This window comes from Sphingomonas sp. J315 (genome assembly GCF_024666595.1).
Lineage (GTDB): Bacteria > Pseudomonadota > Alphaproteobacteria > Sphingomonadales > Sphingomonadaceae > Sphingomonas.
Window position 1 is genome coordinate 2,075,858 of the sequence record NZ_CP088296.1, and the last position, 15,666, is coordinate 2,091,523.

A 15,666-nucleotide genomic window follows, 5' to 3' on the forward strand; every position below is an offset into this window, starting at 1 on the left:
CCGCGAAGCGGTCCCCGCCGCTTCGTCGCGCAGCAGCGCGCGCCACATGGCGTTGAGACAGTCCGCCTTGGTCGACGGACCGCGCGCGGGGCCGACAACCAGCTTCACCCGCCGATCGGTCAGCGCGACATCTGCAACCCGCACGATGGTTTTCAGGTCATTGGGGTAGGTGCCGACATAGATGCGATAATTGCCCTCGCCGTAACGCGAGAGCGTCGCGCGCAGCATCGGTCCGATGACTGTCGCCTCATCCCATGCAGGAACGAACAGCGCCATCGGCGGTGGGGTTAGGGGAAGTCGTCGCGGCCTCGCGCGCCGCATCAGATCGCGCAGCCGCGCCACGCCATAGGCCAAGTCGACCAGCAGATCGTCGATCCCGCCGATCAGGAAGCCGATCGCCGCGAACAGCATCGCCTCGCGCGCGATGGTGTCGATAACGAACAGGATCGCCGCGCTCGCTTCCAACCCGACTCCCCCGATTCGGACGCGACACTCTCCGATTCTGGATCGGCGGGGATCAAGGGAATAGTTCTAACCGGCTGTGCGGATGGGTTACGGCACCGGCCCGCTCCCCCACCCGACCACCCACAAGGTATCTTCGATGGGTGGTCGGGTGGGGGACGGGCCGGGGCCCGCCCCCCAACAACGAAAAGGCCGCCGCCCGATGGGGCAGCGGCCTTTCGTCAGGCAGCGATAGCGGCGGGATCAGCCGTCGTAATCGGCACCCAGATTCTGGTTGCGCGGCGGCGCAGCGGCGGTGAGGCGCAGCGCTTCTGCCGATGCGGCGAGGCTGCCGACGTCATCGGGCGCTTCCTCGTCGTCGATCTGCACGCGCTGCAGGCTTCCGACCAGCGATTCCTCGAGATTGTCGGGACGCACGGTCTCTTCGGCGATCTCGCGCAGTGCGACGACCGGGTTCTTGTCGCGATCGCGATCGATGGTCAGCTCCGCGCCGCCCGAAATCTGGCGCGCACGCTGGGCCGCGAGCAGCACGAGATCGAAACGGTTGGAGACCTTGTCGACGCAATCCTCGACAGTGACGCGCGCCATGGAACGCTTCCTTTGGGCAGAGATACAGGAAAGGGGGGCCATCTAGTTGGTGTCCTCCGCCGAGTCAAGGAAATCGCCCGATGCCCGGCGGGGCTGGCGCAGTCGGGACAAAGGGTGCAATCCCATGAGGATGGAGCCGGCCCCCGATCCCTCGCCCGCCATTGCCACCGGCCTGCCGCCCGAACCGCCGCCCCAGCCGGTCTTTGCGATCGCGGGCAGTCGGCTGCAACTGCTCGACACCGGGCCGCGCCGACTCGACGCGCTGCTCGGGCTGATCGCGGGCGCGCGGCATTCGCTGCGTCTGCTCTATTACATCTACACCGACGATACGGTGGGGGAGCAGATGCGCGACGCGCTGGTCGCGGCCGTCGCGCGCGGGGTCGAGGTGACGCTGATCGTCGACGGGTTGGGCAGCGATCCGGCCTATGACACCGACTTCTTCGCACCGCTCCGCGATGCGGGCGGGCGGGTGTGCTTCTTCGTACCGCGGCTGGGGCGGCGCTATCTGTTGCGCAACCACCAGAAGATCGCGCTGGCCGATGGCGAGAGCGGCGATACCGCGCGAATCATCATCGGCGGGTTCAACATCCAGGACGATTATTTCGGCGCGCCGGGCAGCGACGGATGGCGCGACCTGGGGCTGCTGGTCGAGGGGCCGGCCGCGGCGCGGCTGACCGGCTATTTCGACGCGCTATGGCGCTGGACAGTGCGACCGCGCGCGCCGATGCGGGTGCTGCGCCGTGCGCTCAAGCAGTGGAGCGAGCCGGAGGGACAATTGCGCTGGCTGCTCGGCGGACCGACGCGGCGCCTGTCGCCTTGGGCACGCGCGGTGCGCCGCGACATGAAGGGCGCGCGCACGATCGACATCCTCGCCGCCTATTTCTTCCCGAGTCCCGCAATGTTGCTGCGCCTCGGTCGCGCGGCGCGGCGGGGCGGGGAGGTGCGGGTCGTGGTGCCGTCGATCACCGACAATCATCTGACGCTGCACGCCGCGCGCTTCACCTATCGCGGGCTGTTGCGGCGCGGCGTTCGGGTGTTCGAATATCTGCCGACCAAGTTGCACACCAAATTGTTCGTGATCGACGACAAGGTGCAGATCGGATCGGCCAATTTCGACATGCGCAGCCTGTTTCTGAACCTCGAGGTGATGCTGCGGATCGAGGATCCGGGGTTCGCGCATCACGTCCGCGCCTATGTCGATGCGGAGGTCGCCCGCTCGCTGGAGGTAACGCGGGAACTGCATCGCGCGCGCACCGGCTGGTGGACGCGGATCATGCAGGCGGCGGTCTATTTCGTGGTCGGCGTGCTCGATTATCGGGTAACCCGATCGCTCAACCTGACCCGCGAGGATTAGCCCCGGACGTCGCGCGCCCGGGGCCAAGCCATCACTCCACCGCAGCGAGATCCTTCTCGACCTTCGCGAGCACTTCCGGCGTCAGCTTGTCGGCGGCATAGGCCTTGAGCTGGTTGAGGCTCATGCCCTTGAACATTTCATAGCTTTCATGCGTCGAAACGCCGGGCAGCGCGGCGTCGAACGCGGCCTTTGCTGCCGGATTGGCGACGATGTCCTGGATCGGGGTGTCGAGGTTGAACTTGGCGGCGGTCGCTGCGGTCGCGGCGGGCGCGGCGGCGTCCTGCGCGAACGAAGCGGGGGCGAGCGGCAGGGCCGACAGCGCAACGGCAAGCAACAGGGTCTTCATCTGGTAATCCCTCCCACGGCGCGCGCAGAATCGCGCACCGACCTTTCCGGTGGGTTGACGCTAGCGTGAAGCCGGGAGCTTCGCGAGTGGGATTGGCGCGGCGCTGGCGGAACCGGTCGCATCGCGCCATGTTGAGCGCCCATGCGCGCCTTTGCCGACCTGCTCGACCGGTTGATCTACACGCGATCGCGCAATGCGAAGCTGCGGCTGATCGGCGCGTGGCTGCGCGAAACGCCCGACCCCGATCGCGGCTGGGGGCTGGCCGCGCTGACCGGCACGCTGGACCTGCCGGCGGTGAAACCCGCCGTGATCCGCGCGCTGGTGGGCGAGCGGGTCGATCCGGTGCTGTTTCGGCTCAGCCGCGATTTCGTCGGCGACACGGCGGAGACAGTTGCGCTGATCTGGCCCGAACCGCTGACACCACCGCCCGAGTCCGAACCGCTGACGCTCGGAGCGGTGGTTGACCGCCTTGCCAGCCTGTCGCGTTCGGACGCGCCCGCCGCGCTCGGCGCGATGCTCGACCGGCTGGCGGCGGACGAGCGCTATGCCCTGCTCAAGCTCGCCACCGGCGGCTTGCGGGTCGGGGTGTCGGCGCGGCTTGCCAAAACCGCGTTCGCCGAGGCGTTCGGGGTCGATGTCGAGGCGGTGGAGGAGGTGTGGCACGGCCTCACCCCGCCCTATGCCCCGCTGTTCGACTGGGGCGAGGGGCGCGGGCCACAGCCGACCACGACCGACGTCCCGGTGTTCCGCCCATTCATGCTCGCCCACCCGCTGGAGGAGACGCAGGTCGACCTTGCCGACTATGCAGCCGAATGGAAATGGGACGGCATCCGCGTCCAGATCGTCCACGTCGCGGGCGAGACGCGGCTCTACAGCCGTGCGGGCGACGACATCACCGCCAGCTTCCCCGATGTGGCGAGCGCGTTCGCGACGCCGGGCGTGCTCGACGGCGAGTTGCTGGTGCGCGGCGAGGCGCAGGGGGGGTGAGGCAGGGAGCTTTAATGCGTTGCAGCAGCGCTTGGGACGGAAGGTCGTGTCGGCGAAGACGCTGGCGGAGTTTCCGGCGTTCGTGCGGCTGTACGACCTGTTGTTCGATGGCCTAGAGGATCTGCGCGAGTTGCCGTGGCATGCGCGGCGCGCCAGGCTGGAGGCATTCGCCGCGCCGCTCGACCCACAGCGGTTCGATGTCTCCGCGCTGATCGAAGCGGAGGATTTCGCCGCGCTCGAAGAATTGCGCGCCGGTGCGCGCGACGCGGCGATCGAGGGGGTGATGCTCAAGCGGCGCGATCTCCCCCTATGTCGCCGGGCGGCGCGTCGGGCTGTGGTACAAATGGAAACGCGACCCGCTCACCGCCGATTGCGTGCTGATGTATGCCCAGCGCGGCAGCGGCAAGCGCTCATCCTTCTATTCCGACTATACCTTCGGCGCATGGACCGATGGCGGCGAGCTGTTGCCGGTCGGCAAGGCCTATTTCGGGTTCACCGACGAAGAGCTGAAATGGCTCGACCGCTTCGTGCGCAACCACACCGTTGCGCGCTTCGGCCCTGTGCGTGAGGTGGAGAAGTCGTTGGTGCTGGAGGTCGCGTTCGATTCGATCCACGCATCCAAGCGGCACAAATCGGGCCTCGCGATGCGCTTCCCGCGGATCAGCCGCATCCGCACCGACAAACCCGCGCATGAGGCGGATACGATCGCGGGGCTGGAGCGGCTGGCTACGTAGGCACGTTCGCCTCCAGCTCGTCGAGCCACGGCCTCGCCACGCCGTCCGACGGCGCGCGCCAGTCGCCGCGGGGGGAGAGCGCGCCGCCGGCCGACACCTTTGGCCCATTCGGGATCGCGCTGCGCTTGAACTGGCTCTGCGCGAAGAAGCGGATCAGGAATCTCTCCAGCCAGTGGCGGATCGTGGGCAGGTCATAGGCGACGCGCTGGTGCGGCGGCACGCCCAGCGGCCATTCGCCCGCATCGGCATCCTTCCACGCCTGCCATGCCAGAAACGCGATCTTCGACGGCGCGAGGCCGTGGCGCACGACATAATGGACGAAGAAATCGTTGAGCGCGTACGGACCGATCTTCGCCTCGGTGCTCTGCATCGCGCCGCTGGCGTCGGCGGGGACGAGTTCGGGCGAGATTTCCTGCGCCAGGATCGCGTCGAGCACCGCATCGGTCTCCGCGTCGAACTGGTTGGTCGCGACGCACCAGCGGATCAGGAACTGGATCAGCGTCTTGGGGACGCCGGCATTGACGGCGTAGTGCGACATATGGTCGCCGACGCCATAGGTGCACCAGCCCAGCGCCAGCTCCGACAGGTCGCCAGTACCCAGCACGAACCCGCCGCGCTGATTGGCGAGGCGGAAGAGATAATCGGTGCGCAGCCCGGCCTGAACATTCTCGAAGGTGATGTCGTAGACCGGCTCGCCGTCCGCATAGGGATGGCCCATGTCGGTCAGCATTTGCCGCGCAGCCGGGCGGATATCGACCTCTTCGGCGGTGATGCCCAGCGCCTTCATCAGCGCCCAGGCATTGCCCTTGCTCCTCTCGCCGGTGGCAAAGCCGGGCATGGTGAAGCCGAGAATGTCGCTGCGCGGTCGGCCCAGCCGGTCCATCGCCTTGGCCGCGACGATCAGCGCATGGGTCGAATCGAGCCCGCCCGAAATGCCGATGATGATCTTGCCATTGCCGGTCGCGACCATGCGCTTGCGCAGCCCCTCGACCTGGATGTTGAAGGCTTCGTAGCAATCCTCGTCGAGCTTTTCGGGCGCGTTGGGGACGAACGGAAAGCGGCGGATCGCGCGGTGGAGGCCGATATCGTCGAACCCCGGCTGATGCTCGAACGCGATGCGGCGAAAGCGCTGCTCGGGATGACCGGCGGCGGCGGCATTGTCGTTGAACGTGCCGAAGCGCATCCGCTCCTGCCGCAGCCGCGCGACATCGATATCGGCGGTGATCAGCTCGTCCTCGAGGTCGAACCGGCCCGATGCGGCGAGCAGTTCGCCCAGCTCATAGATCAGGCTCTGCCCGTCCCAGGCGAGGTCGGTGGTGCTCTCACCCGGCCCCGATGCGGAGAAGAGATAGGCCGATGCGGTGCGGCTGGATTGCGCCGCGCACAGCAATGCCCGCTCGCGCGCCTTCCCGATGACGATGTTGCTGGCCGATAGGTTGCACAGGATTGTCGCGCCCGCCATCGCGCCGAAGGTGGAAGGGGGCAGCGGCCCCCAGAAATCCTCACAAATCTCGGCATGGAAGACGAAATCGGGCAGGTCGGCGGCGGCAAAGATCAGGTCGGTGCCGAATGGTGCGGTCTGGCCAGCAAGTTCGACCGTGCCCGACAGGCCGATGCCCGAAGCAAACCAGCGCTTCTCATAATATTCGCGGTAATTGGGGAAATAGCTTTTGGGCACCACGCCCAGCACCCGCCCGCGTGCGATGATCACCGCGCAATTATACAGCCGCCCGTTGCGTTCCAGCGCCGCGCCGACCAGCAGCACGGGTTTCAGCTTCGCGCTCGCCGCGATCAGCTCGTCCAGGCCCTGCGTCGTGGCGCGCAGCACCGCATCCTGCAGGTGCAGATCGTCGATCGCGTATCCGGTGATGCCAAGCTCGGGGAACAGCAGCAGGTCGGCACCCGCCGCATCGCCCTGTTTCGCCAGCGCGATGTGCGACGCGGTGTTCGCGGCGATATCGCCCGCGCTCGCGCTGGGTGTGCACGCGCCGACGCGCACCATTCCATGCGCGTGGATCGAGTGGAACCGGTGCTTTGCCACTAACCTATCGCCTCGCCGATCATCTCCAGTGCGACGCGCATACAGGCAATTCGGGTCGGTCCGCGACCAATATCGCCAAAATGTTCTTCGCGATGCGCGGTCGGGCGGCCATTTCGGGCGCAGGCGAAGTGGACAAGGCCGGGTTCGTCATCAGGTCCGCCGGGTCCGGCAAAGCCGGTGATGGCGAGCGCGATATCCGCGTGACTCGCCGCCAGCGCCCCCTCCGCCATCGCCACCGCGACCTCGCGGCTGACCGCATTGCAACGCTCGACCGTGTCGCGCGCAATGTGCAGCAACTCGCACTTGGCATCCTTCGAATAGACCACGAAGCCGCGCTCGAACGCGGAGCTGACACCTTCGACATCGGTGAGCAGCGATGCGAGCATCCCGCCCGTGCAGCTTTCGGCCGTGGAGAGACTCAGCTTCGCGTCGCAGGCGGCCTGAAGTACGTCGCGCGCGGCGCGATCAACGTCGTCGGGCAGCGCCGGATGAAGCGTTTCGGTCATGCGATCCTCCCGATGGTGGGGGGATCAACGCGTGGGGCGGGCCGGTTGCTCCGCCTCAGACCTTGGTCGCGTAGATCATCCGGCCTTCGCCGAGCAGCGCGAACAGCGTGTCGAGGTCGCGCTCACCCACCGCGAAACAGCCCTGGCTGCGGCCGAGCTTGCCATGCTTGGCGATCATCTCGGGGTTCGAATACCAGGCGGCATGGACCACGATCGCGCGGTCGAGCGCGTTGTAATTGGTCGGGTCGAGCCCGATCAGCCGCTGTGACAGCTGATGCTTGCCGACATAATAGTTGGCGGCGAGGAACGCGCCTTCGCAGGTCGCTTCCGAATTCACCTCGTTCGAGAAGCGCTGGAGCATGCCGGTATGCTCAGGGTCGGACCCGATGCCGTGGCTGACCAGCATCGAGCGCGTGGCGCCGTTGATCATGTCCACGAAGTGGAAGCGCAGTCGCGAGCTGGGCAGCGAAAAATCGGCGATCGCGATCCGGTCCTGCTGGCGGATGCGGGTCGAATGGCGCTGCATCGCCGCGACCGCGCGCTCGAACAATTCGGGGCGAATGCCGCGCGGCGCACTGGCGACCGCGCGCGGCGCGGCGGGAACTGGCGTGGCGACCGGCGGTGGCGGCACGGGAACCGGCGTGGCGGGGAGAACCGCAGTGGTCACGCTGCGCGCGGCGCATCCGGCGAGCAGGCCGGTGCCCGCAACCATGCCGGCGGTCCTCAGGAAAGCGCGGCGGGATGCCGCAACGTCAATCATCTTGTCCATGCGACCTCTGTGCCCCCACAAACTTCGCCTATCGGATGTGAACTATAGCAAAGGTCGCGGCCGATCTGTCCTAAGGGACTCCACGGTTGTGCGTCGGTTCGCCGCAGAGTCGGAGCGCCTTGTCGAAGCTTGTGCCAAATCGAGCGTGGCGATCAACGCGGCTTACGGCTTCGTGGCGGGTGCCAGGCACGCGTTCGAATCTGCGACCCAATCCACTTCATCTGTCGCAGGGACCTTGACCTTTGCGGGTGGCGCGGTCTTGGCCGCACCGGGCGTATAGGTGATCCAGCCCATGCTGTTGTCGAACCCGGCGATTCGCTGATTGTCCTTGCGCGCAGCATCTGCGTCAATCTCCGGCTGCTCGACCCTGGAGGCGCGCACCATGCGGATCGACTCCGGGCGGACGTCGAAGGCGCGGTAATAGTTGATCCCGAACATGCGCGTGTCGAAGCCGGCTCGCGTCGTCCAGGCGCCTGTCCGCGCGGATGCAGGAACGCGCACCGTTGTCACATGGCAGGTAAAACTCGGCTCCTTGTAGAACGGGATCTGTTGATCCTGTTGCGCTGCGCGCACCCGCCGCTCTGGCGGACTGAAGCCGCCGCCAGGCAGCGCCATCGATCGCTCGCCGCCGTCATCGTCCCAATCTGGAGCCCATGTCCCGGTGACCGTGAGTATGCTGGCCCCGGCCTTTGTGTCGTAGCGCCATTTGACATCCTCGACGCTTTGCCACGTGTCGCCGACGATCTCCTGCCGAAAGCTCTCGGTAAGCTGGCCCGGGGTCAGCCCGGACAGCTGGACCTGCTGCTGCAGGCCCTTGATGCCGCGCATGATCGACGTCGTGGTGACACGGGGAGGCGCATCGAATCCAGCACTCGCGTCAAGATCGACCAGCTGGGTCTCATCCGGCTTCTGTGCCGGCGACCACGGCCGCGCCTCGATCCCGCTGCCTTCCGCGCTGAGCGGAAGCACCCAACGATAGGGCAGTATCGGCGCGGTGGACGGCGGGGCGGCCGACGGCAAGGTTCCGTCCATCCAGTAAATGCCATCGCCGATCCGTGCCCGGACCAGGACATGGTCAAACATGCGCGGGCTGGGCAGACGGGCGTCGAGACCGTCGTCGCTGCCGTTGTTGTTGGCGAGCACCGCCTCCGCCGTGATCCGAGACGGGCGAGCAGGGCGAGCAGCATGGCCGTCTTGCCCTTGCAATCGCCATAGCGCCGTTGCCATGTTTCCTCGGCGGTCGCGGGGGTCAGATTGCCGCTGTCCAGGCCGACATAGATGTAGCGGACATCCTGCTGGACCAGCTTCAGCGCCGCCCGCGCCCGTTCCATCGGATCGGCATGCGCCGCAGCGATGCGGTCGGCTTCGCGGGCGAGTGCCGATCCATCGGCCAGCTTCGCCGCCCTGACATAGAGTGGCGCGAAATGGCGTGAGATCGACTTCCAGTCCGCGAAGTCGCTATATTCGACGATCCGTTGCCATTGGTACCGCGACGGTGCGTCCTTTGGGGGTACAAGCAGGGCGGGGTTGTCGAACTTGAGTTCAAGTCCGTCCTCGCTCAGCTGTGCGGCTCCGGTCAGATCGGGTGTCAGCTTGATTGCGGGCTTCTGACCCTTGTCCCAGCTCAGTCCGAGCCGGTAGCGCCCTGGGGCGGGGTTCGGCCCAAGCATCAGGAAACCTGAATCCTGCCCGGCGAGCGTGGGATCACTTACCCGCGTGGTAAAGGCAACTTCCAGCTCATCTCCCACGCGCAGGTCAGCGACCTTCAGCACCGCCGTAAGCACGCCGTTGAGCATCATCGCCTCGAGCTGATCCTCTCGACGCAGTACCTCGAACTTGGTGGTCTTGAGCACATCGATGATCTGTCCGTCGCGATGCACCCTGACCATGTGGACAATCGGCGCCCCGTGTGCGGGATTCCATGCGATCGAAATATTGCCCGCCTGCAGGGCGTTGGGGTGAAGAATGCGGAAATGATAGCCAAGATGCTGGTTCAGTCCTTTGGCATCCAACCGCACCAGCACGTCCTGCCGCCGCACGAAAACCAGTCCGCCGGGATTATCCGGAACCGCGAGCGGCGTGGACGGTGACACCCAATTCGGAACCGGGCCGCGCCCGACACCATCCGCCTGAGCGAGTGCAGGCAGTGGCCCAACCAGCGCTGCGACCAGCAGCGGAGCAACGAAACGGCGCATCTTATCCCCCCGATTTCACTCCATAATGTCCCAGCGGGCTTCAGATGCAACGCCAATCAGGTGGGGCGAGCCCACTGTACTTAGGAAATTTCCGTGATGTGCGGGGGGAAAGGGCTACGGCACCACCTTGCCCTGAACGGCGTTAACCATGATATGTGGGGCATTCGCCCGCGTAACGATGGAGTCTTGCGAATGGCGTCTGCGATGGCGCGGACAGTGCGGGCAGTGGCATTCGGCCTAATGCTGTGCGTGGCGGTTCCGGCCGGTGCGCAGGAGGTAGCGGCGGATAGCTCGGCCGAAATCCTGCTCCGCAACGGCCAGTGGACCTGGATCGAGGACGCGGCTTTTCAGCCTGCGGGCGGCGCGTCGGGCGTCACCATCCTGATCAGCATTCCCGCCCAGGTCGCCTATGTTTATCGCGACGGCGTGCTGATCGCGGCCTCGACGATCTCGACCGGAAAGCCGGGCAAGCGCACGCCCGCGGGTGAGTTCACCATCCTGCAAAAGCGGGTGCATCACCGCTCCAATCTCTACAGCAACGCGCCGATGCCGTTCATGCAGCGGCTGACCTGGGACGGGATCGCGCTGCATGCGGGGAAGCTGCCCGGCTATCCCGCATCGCATGGCTGCATCCGTTTCCCGATGGAGTTTGCGAGACGCCTGTTCGGGATCACCGCACTCGGCACCGCAGTCTCGGTCGTGGATTACGAGATCGTCGATCCCCGCGTCCGCCGCGGCGCGCCGCGCCTTCCGCCGACGCAAATGGCGAAGCGCGCCGATCCGCCCTTTCTGCGCGCCGACTATGCCGCTTTCCGCACCGGCGATTATGACGTGGTGACGTCGAGCAACGATGTGATCATCCCCGCTTCAGGCGGCCAGTCGGTCTCACCTGAAGGTGTCGTCTTCGCGCCCATGGAACCGGTGGTGCAGAAGACGCGGCGGAAGCGCTAGGCTTGTTTCAGCTTCGCTGAAATGCGGCACTGGCCCGTTCCCCCACCCGGCCGCCCAAGCAGAATATCCTAGATGGGTGGCCGGGTGGGGAGCGGGCCGGTGCCGCACCCGGCGTTAGCCGGGTCAACTAACTGTCGGTGGGCTTGTAGTTCACCGGTTCGACCGACCAGGCGAACGGTCGCAACGGCCCGCCGAGTGCGGCGACCAGCGCGTCCTCGATCCGCCGCCGACTCTCCGCCGCGATCGCCTTGCGACCGGGAAAGTCATGCGGGTCGAACGGGTCGAGATAGGTGATGCGCAGCGGAAAGCTGCCCTTGCGCGACAGAATGCGCCGCGCATTGTTGATCCCGCCCTCATCGCCGACCCAACCGATCTCTTCACCCGCCGCGCCATAATCGAGCAGAACCGGCTGGACCATCACGCCCGGCGGCGGGGGTTCGAGCACGCGCAACATCGGCGTCTTGAACGGCAGCAATGACTTGCCGTCGGTGGTCGTCCCCTCCGGAAATACGGTGATCGCCCAGTTTTCCGCGAGCGCGTCGCGCAGCGCGTTGATCTGTTCGGCGACCCCCATCCGGTTCTCGCGCTTCACATAGACGGTGCGGTTGAGCCCCGCGAGCCATCCGACAACCGGCGATGCGCCGATCTCCGCCTTGGCGACGAAGGCAGTCCCGCTCGCCCCGCCCAGCGCGAGGATGTCGATCCACGACAGATGGTTGGAGACGTAAAAGACGTCGCGCCGCAACGGCGTGCCGACGATCTCGACCCGCGCCCCGGCGATCCGCCCGGCGCGTCCCAGAAACCAGCGCGGCCACGGGGAGGGGAGGCGCAGCAGCCGCCAAAGGTAATGCATCGGCACATGGGTCAGCACCGCGAGCAGCAACAGCCCGACCCGCCGCCAGAATCGAAACAATTCTGTTGCGGTCAGCGGGGTCGGCAGCCCAAGGGCGGCGTCGTGGCGCCGCGGATCGACGCCATCGGCCATTGCCTCAGGTCTTGCGCTCGAGCGCGACGCCGTACAGTTCCATTCGGTGATCGACCAGTCGGAAGCCGAGCCGCTCGGCGATCTGCTTTTGCAGCAATTCCAGCTCGGGATCGACGAACTCGATCACCTTGCCCGTTTCGACATCGATCAGGTGATCGTGATGCGCCTCGGGCGCGGGTTCGTAACGCGCACGGCCGTCACCGAAATCGTGGCGGTCGAGAATGCCCGCCTCCTCGAACAGCCGCACCGTGCGATAGACGGTCGCGATCGAGATGCCCGGATCGATCGCCGATGCGCGGGCATAGACCTTCTCGACGTCGGGATGGTCATCCGCTTCGGACAGGACGCGCGCGATCACCTTGCGCTGTTCGGTAATGCGCAGGCCCTTTTCGTGGCACAGCGCTTCGAGATCGATCTTGCGGCTCATTGGGACGGTGTAGCGGCAACCGCGGCGGGGGAAAAGGGGCGGAGCGCGTTTGCTGTGCCGGTCGGCGCGTTCGGTCCCGGGCCGGTGCCACCAATCCGCAACGCAAAAACGCCGGGGCGGGGGTGATCCGCTCCGGCGTCTGCAAATCCGATATGGAAACTTCAGCGCTTGCGGCGCTTGGTGCCCAGGCCGATCTTCTTCGCCAGGGTGCGGCGCTGTTCGGCATAGTTCGGCGCGACCATCGGATAGTCGGCGGGCAGGTTCCACTTGGCGCGATAGTCATCCGGGGTCATCTGATAATGAGTCATCAGATGGCGCTTCAGCATCTTCAGCTTCTTTCCGTCCTCAAGGCAAACAATGAAGTCCGGCTTGATCGAAGAGCGAATCGAAACGGCAGGCTCCTGCTTCTTCACTTCGGGTTCAGGCTTCGCACTACCCAGATTGGCGAGTGCGCCGTGAACGTTGGAAATGAGCAGCGGAAGATCGGAAACTGCCACGCTATTATTGCTGACATGCGCCGCAACAATATCCGCGGTCAGCGTGATCAGCGTTTCCTGCATGTCATTCTGCGTGTCCATTTTCGTCCTTTCACATAACGCGGCGGCGATAAGATTTACGGGCCGTCAATTGAGCTATCACGCCATGACGCGACCTTTGCAAGTCATTCTGTCCGATTTCGGGTGGGATCAGTCGAGCATTTTGGAAAATGTGTGCGCGTCGAACAGCTTGCCGTCATTTCCGCGATAGTAATCGCGACGTTCACCTATCTTCCGGAATCCTTCGCCCTGATAGAGCGCAACCGCGTCGTTGTTCGCGCGGACTTCCAGATGCATCATCGTCGCGCCGCGAATCCGTGCATCGGCGATCACCGACCGCAGCAGAACCCCGCCGATCCCGCGACGGCGCAATGTGGGGCAGGTCGCCAGCAACAGCAGTTCGGATTCGTCGAGCACCGCGCGGGCGAGCGCGAATCCCGCGACCCGCTCGTCGACACGGGCCAATGTCAGCCACGCGCCGGGCAGCGCCAGCATCCCCAGGCACTGGCTGGGCGTCCATGCCTCGCCATAGCGAGGTTCGAACGCCTCGCCCATGATCGCGTTCACCGCGCGCAAATCGGCGGCGTCGCCGCGAACGATCTCGATCGGCCAGGGCGCGGTGCTCATGCCGCGATCGGTTTGGCGTCCGGCGCGCGACCATAGATCGGGCGCGGCGGCAATGCGCAGAGGGCGGCGGGGAGCAGTCGGGCGTCGGCGGCGCGGGGCAATGCCTCGCGCAGATCGAGTGCGGGGTCGAGCACGGCGAGGTGGCGCACGCCGTTGCCGACCGCGACCCGCCCGGCCAATTGCGCGCGCGCGGCTTCGGGCTTCAGCGACGCAAAGGGCGCGATCTGCGCGAGCTGGCGGTCATAGGCGGCCATGAACACCTCACCATGCCCGCCTTCGAGCACGACCGCCACCTCCGCGATACCCGGATCGGCAGCAAACGCGCCGGCGGCAACCAGCGGCAGCGAGGAAAAGCCCTGCGCCGTGATGCCCCAACCAAATGACAGCCCGCGCGCAGCGGCGATGCCGACGCGGATTCCGGTAAAGCTGCCCGGCCCGCAATCGACCAGGATCGCTCCGGCGCGGCCGCCATCGGGCAACTCGGCGATCATCGGCACCAGCCGCTCGGCATGGCCGCGTCCGACTTCCGCGTGATTTTCGGCGACCAGCGTGTCGCCGTCAATCAGGGCGACCGAACAGGCGGCGGTCGCCGTCTCGATGACGAGAAGCCTAGGCAATCTTGTTGAACTTCCCGAATTCGGGGCGCGGCGAGCGGCCGAAGATGGTCGCGGGATCGCCCTTGCCGAAGGTCGAGATGAAATTGACGCGCACCGACGGCTGGTCGGCGAGGAATGCCGCCTCGACCTTTGCCGCGTCGAACCCCGACATCGGCCCGGTGTCCCAGCCCAGTGCGCGCGCCGCCATGATGAAATAGGCGCCCTGCAGCGACCCGTTGCGGAACGCGCTGTCGCGGCGCTTTTCCTGCGGCCCGACGAACCAGCTCTTGGCGTCGGTATGCGGGAACAGCCAGGGCAGTTCCTCATGGAAGTCGAGATCCATGCCGATCACCACCGCAGCGGGTGCCTTGCGGATCTTGTCGGGGTTGGTCCCGGTCGCGCATTCGGCCAGCTTGTCCTTCGATGCCTGCGACAGGCACCAGACGAAGCGCGCCGGCTGCTGGTTGGCCGAGGTCGGCCCCATCTTCACCAGATCGTAGATCGCCTCGATATCCGCCTGGGTCACTTCACCCGGCAGATAGCCATTATAGGTGCGCGCGGTGCGGAACAGCGTGTCGAGCGCGGCGTCGTCGAGCGGCGTTCCCATCAGACGGCCCGCACTTCGGTGACTTCGGGTACATAATATTTGAGCAATTGTTCGATCCCGTTCTTGAGTGTCGCACTCGATGAGGGGCATCCGGCGCAGGCACCCTGCATCTGCAGATAGACCTTGCCCTTGTCGAAGCCGCGATAGACGATATCGCCGCCATCATTGGCGACGGCGGGGCGCACGCGCGTCTCGATCAGATCCTTGATCTGCGCGACGATGTCGGCATCCTCGGGATCGTCGGTGAAGTCGGCTTCGGGCGGGGGGGACGCTGAAGCCGGCGCTGCCCTGGCGGAACAATGGCATGTCGGCGCTGAAATGGTCGAGCAATATGCCGAGCACATCGGGCTTCAGGCCGGACCAGTCGACCCCCGGCGCGGCGGTTACCGAGATGAAGTCGCGGCCGAAGAATACGCCGGTGACATCACCCAATCGGAACAGCGCATCGGCCAGCGGCGACACCTCTGCTTCCTCGGGCGTGGCAAAGTCGCGCGTGCCGCTGTCCATCACGGAGCGGCCGGGCAGGAATTTGAGCGTCGCCGGGTTGGGCGTCAATTCGGTTTCGATCAGCATGGCCCCCATTTGGCGACGAACGCGCGCCGCATCAAGCGAACAGCGGGAAACCATTTGTTGCCGCGCCATCGGCGCATGATCGGCGCGCTTCCCTTTTGCGTGCAGTCGGAGTAAGGCACCGCGACTTTTTCTGATCCGTACCAAGAGGTTTGTTTGGCCAAGGAAGAACTGCTTGAAATGCGCGGCCGTGTTGTGGAGCTTCTCCCCAACGCGATGTTCCGTGTGAAGCTTGAGAATGATCACGAGATTCTCGGCCATACCGCCGGCAAGATGCGCAAGAACCGCATCCGCGTGCTGGTCGGTGACGAGGTGCTCGTCGAACTGACGCCCTATGACCTGACCAAGGGCCGCATCACCTATCGCTTCAAATAAGGGCCGCGTC

Annotated in this window: 16 protein-coding genes and 3 pseudogenes; 4 read left to right on the top strand and 15 right to left on the bottom strand. The window is 65.8% G+C overall.

Features of this window, described 5'->3' with window-relative positions; translation table 11 throughout:
- Window positions 1-96: 96 nt before the first annotated feature.
- Together LRS08_RS20070 and rpoZ are read right to left on the bottom strand one after the other, a co-directional pair.
- Window positions 97-411 (bottom strand): annotated as a pseudogene (locus LRS08_RS20070) (glycosyltransferase); the annotation flags it as partial.
- Window positions 412-705: 294 nt separating this feature from the next.
- Window positions 706-1,050 carry a DNA-directed RNA polymerase subunit omega gene (gene rpoZ / locus LRS08_RS10690; protein ID WP_224923005.1) on the bottom strand — a complete coding sequence of 115 codons (345 nt, stop codon included), beginning with the start codon at window positions 1,048-1,050 and terminating at the stop codon, window positions 706-708.
- Window positions 1,051-1,180: 130 nt separating this feature from the next.
- Here rpoZ and LRS08_RS10695 point away from each other — a divergent pair, with 130 nt between their 5' ends.
- On the top strand, window positions 1,181-2,404 hold the full coding sequence (locus tag LRS08_RS10695; protein ID WP_374581256.1) for a phosphatidylserine/phosphatidylglycerophosphate/cardiolipin synthase family protein: 1,224 nt from the start codon (window positions 1,181-1,183) through the stop codon (window positions 2,402-2,404).
- Window positions 2,405-2,435: 31 nt separating this feature from the next.
- Here the strand turns inward: LRS08_RS10695 and LRS08_RS10700 are convergent, their stop codons facing one another.
- The gene (locus tag LRS08_RS10700) at window positions 2,436-2,750 is read right to left on the bottom strand and encodes a hypothetical protein (protein ID WP_257843698.1); all 315 of its coding nucleotides are present in this window, start codon (window positions 2,748-2,750) and stop codon (window positions 2,436-2,438) included.
- Between the two features lie 141 nt (window positions 2,751-2,891).
- Here LRS08_RS10700 and LRS08_RS10705 point away from each other — a divergent pair.
- A pseudogene (locus LRS08_RS10705) lies at window positions 2,892-4,471 on the top strand (cisplatin damage response ATP-dependent DNA ligase).
- On the opposite strand, the gene LRS08_RS10710 reads toward LRS08_RS10705, so the two are convergent.
- The 5 genes from LRS08_RS10710 to LRS08_RS10730 all read right to left on the bottom strand — a co-directional run bounded on the left by LRS08_RS10710 (window position 4,464) and on the right by LRS08_RS10730 (window position 9,982).
- Window positions 4,464-6,512: an NAD(+) synthase gene (locus LRS08_RS10710; protein WP_260480700.1), complete on the bottom strand. Its 2,049-nt coding sequence runs from the start codon at window positions 6,510-6,512 to the stop codon at window positions 4,464-4,466. The pseudogene LRS08_RS10705 and the gene LRS08_RS10710 overlap by 8 nt on opposite strands.
- Window positions 6,512-7,018 (bottom strand): CinA family protein, encoded by a 507-nt coding sequence (locus LRS08_RS10715; RefSeq protein WP_257843696.1) that lies wholly within the window; start codon window positions 7,016-7,018, stop codon window positions 6,512-6,514. Before LRS08_RS10715 ends, LRS08_RS10710 begins: the two co-directional genes overlap by 1 nt.
- Window positions 7,019-7,073: 55 nt before the next feature.
- The gene (locus tag LRS08_RS10720) at window positions 7,074-7,787 is read right to left on the bottom strand and encodes a murein L,D-transpeptidase catalytic domain family protein (RefSeq protein ID WP_260480701.1); all 714 of its coding nucleotides are present in this window, start codon (window positions 7,785-7,787) and stop codon (window positions 7,074-7,076) included.
- Between the two features lie 162 nt (window positions 7,788-7,949).
- Window positions 7,950-8,615, bottom strand: a complete 666-nt coding sequence (locus LRS08_RS10725) for a hypothetical protein (protein WP_260480702.1) — start codon at window positions 8,613-8,615, stop codon at window positions 7,950-7,952.
- Window positions 8,567-9,982 carry a DUF3857 domain-containing protein gene (locus tag LRS08_RS10730; protein ID WP_260480703.1) on the bottom strand — a complete coding sequence of 472 codons (1,416 nt, stop codon included), beginning with the start codon at window positions 9,980-9,982 and terminating at the stop codon, window positions 8,567-8,569. Before LRS08_RS10730 ends, LRS08_RS10725 begins: the two co-directional genes overlap by 49 nt.
- 192 nt (window positions 9,983-10,174) lie before the next feature.
- On the opposite strand from LRS08_RS10730, the gene LRS08_RS10735 reads away from it, so the two are divergent.
- Complete coding sequence (locus LRS08_RS10735; RefSeq protein WP_374580388.1) at window positions 10,175-10,933, top strand: L,D-transpeptidase family protein; 759 nt, start codon at window positions 10,175-10,177, stop codon at window positions 10,931-10,933.
- Between the two features lie 127 nt (window positions 10,934-11,060).
- Here the strand turns inward: LRS08_RS10735 and LRS08_RS10740 are convergent, their stop codons facing one another.
- The 7 genes and pseudogenes from LRS08_RS10740 to LRS08_RS10770 all read right to left on the bottom strand — a co-directional run bounded on the left by LRS08_RS10740 (window position 11,061) and on the right by LRS08_RS10770 (window position 15,284).
- Window positions 11,061-11,918, bottom strand: a complete 858-nt coding sequence (locus LRS08_RS10740; protein ID WP_260480704.1) for a 1-acyl-sn-glycerol-3-phosphate acyltransferase — start codon at window positions 11,916-11,918, stop codon at window positions 11,061-11,063.
- Between the two features lie 4 nt (window positions 11,919-11,922).
- Window positions 11,923-12,345, bottom strand: coding sequence for a Fur family transcriptional regulator (locus LRS08_RS10745; RefSeq protein WP_260480705.1), 423 nt, complete (start codon window positions 12,343-12,345; stop codon window positions 11,923-11,925).
- 161 nt (window positions 12,346-12,506) lie between these two features.
- Window positions 12,507-12,923 carry a MucR family transcriptional regulator gene (locus tag LRS08_RS10750; protein WP_257843693.1) on the bottom strand — a complete coding sequence of 139 codons (417 nt, stop codon included), beginning with the start codon at window positions 12,921-12,923 and terminating at the stop codon, window positions 12,507-12,509.
- Window positions 12,924-13,031: 108 nt separating this feature from the next.
- Window positions 13,032-13,508 (bottom strand): GNAT family N-acetyltransferase, encoded by a 477-nt coding sequence (locus LRS08_RS10755; protein ID WP_257843692.1) that lies wholly within the window; start codon window positions 13,506-13,508, stop codon window positions 13,032-13,034.
- A complete protein-coding gene (gene tsaB, locus LRS08_RS10760; protein WP_260480706.1) occupies window positions 13,505-14,125 on the bottom strand; it encodes a tRNA (adenosine(37)-N6)-threonylcarbamoyltransferase complex dimerization subunit type 1 TsaB in 621 nt (206 codons plus the stop codon). Before tsaB ends, LRS08_RS10755 begins: the two co-directional genes overlap by 4 nt.
- Entirely contained in the window at window positions 14,118-14,711 is a 594-nt protein-coding gene (locus tag LRS08_RS10765) for a malonic semialdehyde reductase (protein WP_257843691.1), read from the bottom strand. The genes tsaB and LRS08_RS10765 overlap by 8 nt, the downstream gene beginning before the upstream one ends.
- Window positions 14,711-15,284, bottom strand: a pseudogene (locus LRS08_RS10770) (NifU family protein). Before LRS08_RS10770 ends, LRS08_RS10765 begins: the two are co-directional and overlap by 1 nt.
- 153 nt (window positions 15,285-15,437) lie before the next feature.
- Between LRS08_RS10770 and infA the strand changes: the two are divergent.
- Window positions 15,438-15,656 (top strand): translation initiation factor IF-1, encoded by a 219-nt coding sequence (gene infA / locus LRS08_RS10775; protein ID WP_033923152.1) that lies wholly within the window; start codon window positions 15,438-15,440, stop codon window positions 15,654-15,656.
- The last annotated feature ends 10 nt before the right edge of the window (window positions 15,657-15,666 follow it).

Excerpts from the sequence above, each read along its gene's own strand:
- LRS08_RS10755 (WP_257843692.1), bottom strand. The coding sequence starts at position 13,508 with ATGAGCACCGCGCCCTGGCCGATCGAGATCGTTCGCGGCGACGCCGCC.
- LRS08_RS10715 (WP_257843696.1), bottom strand. The coding sequence starts at position 7,018 with ATGACCGAAACGCTTCATCCGGCGCTGCCCGACGACGTTGATCGCGCC.
- LRS08_RS10695 (WP_374581256.1), top strand. The coding sequence starts at position 1,181 with ATGGAGCCGGCCCCCGATCCCTCGCCCGCCATTGCCACCGGCCTGCCG.
- LRS08_RS10745 (WP_260480705.1), bottom strand. The coding sequence starts at position 12,345 with ATGAGCCGCAAGATCGATCTCGAAGCGCTGTGCCACGAAAAGGGCCTG.
- LRS08_RS10735 (WP_374580388.1), top strand. The coding sequence starts at position 10,175 with ATGGCGTCTGCGATGGCGCGGACAGTGCGGGCAGTGGCATTCGGCCTA.
- LRS08_RS10740 (WP_260480704.1), bottom strand. The coding sequence starts at position 11,918 with ATGGCCGATGGCGTCGATCCGCGGCGCCACGACGCCGCCCTTGGGCTG.
- LRS08_RS10725 (WP_260480702.1), bottom strand. The coding sequence starts at position 8,615 with ATGCGCGGCATCAAGGGCCTGCAGCAGCAGGTCCAGCTGTCCGGGCTG.
- LRS08_RS10700 (WP_257843698.1), bottom strand. The coding sequence starts at position 2,750 with ATGAAGACCCTGTTGCTTGCCGTTGCGCTGTCGGCCCTGCCGCTCGCC.
- rpoZ (WP_224923005.1), bottom strand. The coding sequence starts at position 1,050 with ATGGCGCGCGTCACTGTCGAGGATTGCGTCGACAAGGTCTCCAACCGT.
- LRS08_RS10720 (WP_260480701.1), bottom strand. The coding sequence starts at position 7,787 with ATGGACAAGATGATTGACGTTGCGGCATCCCGCCGCGCTTTCCTGAGG.
- LRS08_RS10765 (WP_257843691.1), bottom strand. The coding sequence starts at position 14,711 with ATGGGAACGCCGCTCGACGACGCCGCGCTCGACACGCTGTTCCGCACC.
- LRS08_RS10730 (WP_260480703.1), bottom strand. The coding sequence starts at position 9,982 with ATGCGCCGTTTCGTTGCTCCGCTGCTGGTCGCAGCGCTGGTTGGGCCA.
- LRS08_RS10750 (WP_257843693.1), bottom strand. The coding sequence starts at position 12,923 with ATGGACACGCAGAATGACATGCAGGAAACGCTGATCACGCTGACCGCG.